Here is a 5,181-nt window from a genome sequence, read left to right as displayed (position 1 = left end):
CGTGAGCCCACTGCATGGCTGTGCGGTGACCGGCCGTCGTGGCCGGCACCACCGTGGATCCGAGTTGTTTGCCGACAGCGTCGACCGCGACGAAGGTGTGCGTGCGCTTGTGTACATCGGCACCGATAACGATCATGGAAGATGCCTTCCTGTCAGAGTGGAGTGGCGACAGTCGGGCCGGTCGGCGGACACATCTCAGTCGGGGCGATGCCACGCTCCTATCAAGTCACGCCGGCCGGTCCTGACACACCAGGCATCGGCACAATGAGCCAACACCAGCCCAATACAGCCAGGGGCGGTAACCAGCGGTAGAGCCAGATGCCTGATGGTCAGAACCCAACCACCACCGAAGTGGCTAGACAACACTGACACTGAAACCAGCGGTGGGGGCGCGGGTTGTCGAGTGGCTTCGACTCGGCGCCTCGCTCCGCTCGGTGCCGGCTCAACCAGCGGCGGTACCTGCGGGAAAAACAATCAGGCGCGCTTGATTCTTCTGAGGCCGTGTGTGAGGGTGATCGCATGCCTGAGGGACAAGCAGCCGTGATCGGCGTCGTCGCCGACCTCGAAGCCGAATCCGCGCAGCTCGACACCCTCGTCGCGGGTCTCGACGATGCGGGCTGGGCCACCGCCACGCCGGCGCCGGGGTGGACGATCGCGCACCAGATCGCGCATCTGGCGTGGACCGACGAGGTGGCGGCGATCGCGGCCACCGACGCGGACCGGTTCGGCGCACTGCTCTCCGAAGCGGCGAACGGTGCGGCGACCTACGTCGACGACGCCGCCGAAGCGGGTTCCGCCGCGCCGGCCGACGAGATCCTGGCCGGGTGGCGGGCGGCGCGCGACCGTCTCGCCGACGCGCTGCGCGAGGTGCCGGCCGGCGTCAAGATCCCGTGGTTCGGGCCACCGATGTCCGCGGCGTCGATGGCGACCGCGCGCCTGATGGAGACATGGGCGCACGGCCTCGATGTCGCCGACGCCCTCGGTGTTCCCGTCGTGCCGACCGATCGGATCCGCAGCGTCGCCCACATCGGTGTCCGCACACGCGACTTCGCCTTCATCGTCAACGGCCGCACCCCGCCGGCCGAGCCGTTCCACTACGCGCTCACCGCGCCGTCGGGCGAGATCTGGACCTGGGGCCCGGACGACGCGTCGAACAGCGTGCGCGGGCCGGCCCTCGACTTCTGCTTCCTGGTGACCCAGCGACGCGCACTCGCCGACCTCGAACTCGAGCTCATCGGGTCCGACGCGGTCGAATGGTCGGGTATCGCACAGTGTTTCGCAGGTCCGCCCGGGCCGGGTCGCGAACCGCAGGCGAGCTGAGACGCCCGTCGTCGTCACCGTCCGCCGCTGACGTCCACCGCCACGGACGCCATCGAGCAGTCCGATCGCAGCAGCACGCAGTCGCACGCAGTCCGACAGGAGAACATGATGCCCATCGCCAGTCCGATCTGGGAGACACCCGAACGCCTCGAATTGCGTTCCACCGTGCGCCGATTCGTCGACAAGCACATCCTCCCGTTCCAGGACGACTGGGAGCGCGAGGGTGCCATCCCCCGTGAACTGCACATCGAGGCGGCCAAACTGGGTCTGTTCGGGCTCGGGGTCCCCGAGGAAGTGGGTGGCTCCGGCGGTGATCTGATCGACAGCACGATCCTCGGCGAGGAACTCCACTACGCCGGCGCGGCCGGTGGCGTCTTCGCGTCGCTGTTCACCCACGGCATCGCCCTGCCGCACCTGATCGCCGCCGGCGACCCCGACCAGATCGACCGGTGGGTGCGGCCCACGCTCGCGGGCGAGAAGATCGGAAGTCTGGCGATCACCGAACCCGGCGGCGGAAGCGACGTCGGCCACCTGACGACGAAGGCCGAGCGCGACGGGGACCACTACGTCGTCAACGGTTCCAAGACCTACATCACCTCCGCGGTCCGCGCCGACTTCGTCGTCGTCGCCGTCCGCACCGGAGGGCCGGGAGCCGCGGGCGTCTCACTGCTCGTCGTCGAAAAGGGCACACCCGGTTTCGAGGTCACCCGGAAACTGGACAAGATGGGGTGGCGCAGTTCCGACACCGCGGAACTGTCCTTCGTGGATGCGCGGGTGCCGGTCACCAACCTGGTCGGACCCGAGAACTCCGGATTCGCGCAGATAGCAACCGCTTTCGTCACCGAACGGTCCGGTCTGGCGGTGCAGGCGTACGCCAGTGCGCAACGCTGCCTCGACCTCACCCTGCAGTGGGCGCGTGACCGTGAGACCTTCGGCAAACCGATCATCGCGCGGCAGTCGGTGCAGGACACGCTGATCGAGATGGCACGCCGCATCGACGTCGCCCGCACCTACACGCGGGCCCTCGTCGAACGGAAGGTCAGCTCCACCGACGACCTCATCGCCGAGGTGTGCTTCGCCAAGAACACCGCGGTCGAGGCGGGGGAGTGGGTGGCCAACAAAGCCGTTCAGCTGCACGGCGGTCTCGGTTACATGACCGGCACCGAGGTCGAACGGCAATACCGCGACATGCGCATCATCGGGATCGGTGGCGGCACCACCGAGATCCTCAACGGACTGGCCGCCAAACGGCTCGGCTACCAGGCCTGACCGGCCGCCGAAACCGTCTGCCGCCGAACCACATCGAAGACCGAGACAGGGAGCATCGACATGACCGTGGACACCAATCCGTTCGTGGAGACCACCGAACGCGCCGAGCTGCGCGCGGCGGTCGCCGGACTCGCCGCGACGTACGGACAGGAGTACTTCCGTGAGTGCGCGCGCACCGGCCGCAAGACCGACGAGTTGTGGGCCGAGGCGGGCAAGCTCGGCTTCATCGGGGTCAATCTCCCCGAGGAGTACGGCGGCGGCGGTGCCGGTATGTACGAGCTCGCCATCGTGATGGAGGAGATCGCCGCATCGGGCACCGGACTGCTGATGCTCGTCGTCTCACCGGCCATCTGCGGCAACGTCATCGCCCGTTTCGGCACCGACGAGCAGAAGCAGCGGTGGCTGCCGGGTCTCGCCGACGGGTCGATCACGATGGCGTTCGGTATCACCGAACCCGACGCCGGGTCGAATTCCCACCAGATCACCACCACGGCCCGTCGGGACGGCTCGGACTGGTTGCTCACCGGCCAGAAGGTCTACATCTCCGGCGTCGACCAGGCGCAGGCCGTGTTGATCGTCGCCCGCACCGAAGACGCGAAGACCGGCAACCTCAAGCCCGCGCTCTTCATCGTCCCCACCGATTCCGAGAACTTCTCGTACACGATGATCGACATGGAACTGCAGAACCCCGAGAAGCAGTTCCAGCTCTTCCTCGACGATGTGCGATTGCCCGCCGACGCGCTCGTCGGCTCCGAGGACGCTGCCCTGAGTCAACTGTTCGCCGGGCTCAATCCGGAACGCATCATGGCCGCGGCGTCGGCCGTCGGGATGGGCCGGTTCGCGCTCGACAAGGCGGTGTCGTACGTGAAGGAGCGCACGGTGTGGAAGACGCCGATCGGTGCGCACCAGGCGATCGCGCACCCGCTCGCCCAGGGCAAGGTCGAGCTCGAGATGGCCAAGCTGATGATGCAGAAGGCCGCGACCCTCTACGACGCCGGCGACGACTGGGGCGCCGCCGAGCCGGCCAACATGGCGAAGTACGCGGCCGCCGAGGCCTGTGTGAAGGTCGTCGACCAGGCCGTGCACTCCCTGGGCGGCAACGGTCTGACCACCGAGTACGGACTGGCGCCGATGCTGAGCCTCGCCCGGATCGCCCGCATCGCCCCGGTGAGCCGGGAGATGATCCTCAACTTCGTTGCGCAGACCAGCCTCGGGCTGCCGAAGTCCTACTGAGGCTCGCGGTGACCACATCGTCGGCGAACACCCGCTCCCCGCAACAGGAACGCTCGCGGTTGACCCGCGAGCGCCTGTTGCGGTCCACGGTCGACGCGCTGGCCGCGGACGGCTGGGCCGCCGCGACCGTGGCCGCGGTCGCCGAACGTGCCGGCGTGTCCCGCGGTGCGGCGCAACATCACTTCCCGACGCGCGAAGCCCTCATCACCGCGGCACTCGAGCAGGTCTTCGAGGACATGACCCGCGCTGCCGTCGGGGATCCGCACGCATCGCCGGAGGCGGCCGACGAAGTGACCCCGGACCGGGTCATCCGCGCCGTCCAGCGGGCCGTCGACGTCTACACCGGCACCGAATTCAAGGCAGCACTCCAGGTCTGGGCCGCTGCCGCGTCCGACCCGGCGCTGCGGCGGCTCATCCTGCCTCTCGAAGCGAAGTTCGCCCGCGCGGCCCATCAGCGGACGATGGCCGCGATGGGGGTGGCCCCGGACGACGAGACCGGTTACCGGTTGGTGCAGGCGACGCTGGACATGGCGCGCGGACTCGGCCTGGCGGACACGCTGTCCGATGACTCCGCCCGGCGTGCGCTGGTCGTCGACACCTGGTCGGCGCAGCTCGTCGCGGCGTTCGGGAGCGCGCCCGCGGACCTGCCGGGCGCGGACTAACCGCGTTCGGCGGCGGGGTGTCCGGGCCCCGGCGCATCGGGTCGCCGACCGCGGGTGCCGACCCAGTAGACGCCGAACGACATGAAGGCCATGCCGACGAACACGACGACGAGCGAGATCGTCATCGACAGATAACCCTGCCCGCGCGGATCGATGAACGGGTAGGGATACCAGTCCGCGATCGGCCCGCGGATCAAGGTGTAGACGCCGTACACGAGCGGGATCGTGAGCCAGGTCAGCCACGCCCGCTCGGGGAGTCGACGGGCGCGCACCACGATCCAGTCCACGAGCATCACCAGCGGGATGACGCGATGCAGCACGTCGTTCACCCAGGCGTAGGTGACTTCGACATCGATGCCCTGCAGCAGTAGCGCATAGACGATCCCGGTGATGACCATGCAGGTGGTCGCCGCCCCGCGGCACCACTCCCACACCGGGCTCGCGGGCGCGAGTAGTCCGCCGGCGAGCAGGACGATGGCGGCGAAGATGTTGCTCAGCACCGTGAAGTAGCTGAAGAAGTTCGCGAGCGTGAAGCCGGCGTCGCCGTAGCGCAGCACCGCCTGATACACGAGGGCGGTGATGCCCAGGGCGGCAAAGGCGATGCGGAGCAGTCGTATCCACCAGGTCGCGGTCACACGTGTGATTCAAGCACCTCGTGCGGGCGCGGACCGGGAAGTCCGCCCGGCGACATGGGTGG

General features: G+C 68.5%; 5 protein-coding genes and 1 pseudogene. 4 read left to right on the top strand and 2 right to left on the bottom strand.

The window, feature by feature from the left end; genetic code table 11:
* Positions 1-136: pseudogene (locus M4D77_RS23400) on the bottom strand (IS110 family transposase); the annotation flags it as partial.
* Positions 137-519: 383 nt separating this feature from the next.
* On the opposite strand from M4D77_RS23400, the gene M4D77_RS23395 reads away from it, so the two are divergent.
* The 4 genes from M4D77_RS23395 to M4D77_RS23380 all read left to right on the top strand — a co-directional run bounded on the left by M4D77_RS23395 (position 520) and on the right by M4D77_RS23380 (position 4,484).
* Positions 520-1,320, top strand: a complete 801-nt coding sequence (locus tag M4D77_RS23395) for a TIGR03084 family metal-binding protein (RefSeq protein ID WP_259937663.1) — start codon at positions 520-522, stop codon at positions 1,318-1,320.
* Positions 1,321-1,428: 108 nt separating this feature from the next.
* Positions 1,429-2,589: an acyl-CoA dehydrogenase family protein gene (locus M4D77_RS23390; RefSeq protein WP_259937664.1), complete on the top strand. Its 1,161-nt coding sequence runs from the start codon at positions 1,429-1,431 to the stop codon at positions 2,587-2,589.
* 60 nt (positions 2,590-2,649) lie between these two features.
* A complete protein-coding gene (locus tag M4D77_RS23385) occupies positions 2,650-3,822 on the top strand; it encodes an acyl-CoA dehydrogenase family protein (RefSeq protein ID WP_259937662.1) in 1,173 nt (390 codons plus the stop codon).
* 8 nt (positions 3,823-3,830) lie between these two features.
* Positions 3,831-4,484, top strand: a complete 654-nt coding sequence (locus tag M4D77_RS23380; protein ID WP_259937661.1) for a TetR/AcrR family transcriptional regulator — start codon at positions 3,831-3,833, stop codon at positions 4,482-4,484.
* Here the strand turns inward: M4D77_RS23380 and M4D77_RS23375 are convergent.
* On the bottom strand, positions 4,481-5,119 hold the full coding sequence (locus M4D77_RS23375) for a Pr6Pr family membrane protein (protein ID WP_259937660.1): 639 nt from the start codon (positions 5,117-5,119) through the stop codon (positions 4,481-4,483). The genes M4D77_RS23380 and M4D77_RS23375 overlap by 4 nt on opposite strands.
* Positions 5,120-5,181: the final 62 nt, after the last annotated feature.

Origin of the sequence: Gordonia sp. p3-SID1431, from assembly GCF_025143765.1 — a bacterium.
Classification (GTDB): domain Bacteria; phylum Actinomycetota; class Actinomycetes; order Mycobacteriales; family Mycobacteriaceae; genus Gordonia; species Gordonia hongkongensis.
This window is presented reverse-complemented; position numbering and strand designations above follow the sequence as displayed.

What these genes read in the sequence shown, in the direction of transcription:
- M4D77_RS23385 (WP_259937662.1), top strand. Translation starts at nt 2,650, where the DNA reads ATGACCGTGGACACCAATCCGTTCGTGGAGACCACCGAACGCGCCGAG.
- M4D77_RS23395 (WP_259937663.1), top strand. Translation starts at nt 520, where the DNA reads ATGCCTGAGGGACAAGCAGCCGTGATCGGCGTCGTCGCCGACCTCGAA.
- M4D77_RS23390 (WP_259937664.1), top strand. Translation starts at nt 1,429, where the DNA reads ATGCCCATCGCCAGTCCGATCTGGGAGACACCCGAACGCCTCGAATTG.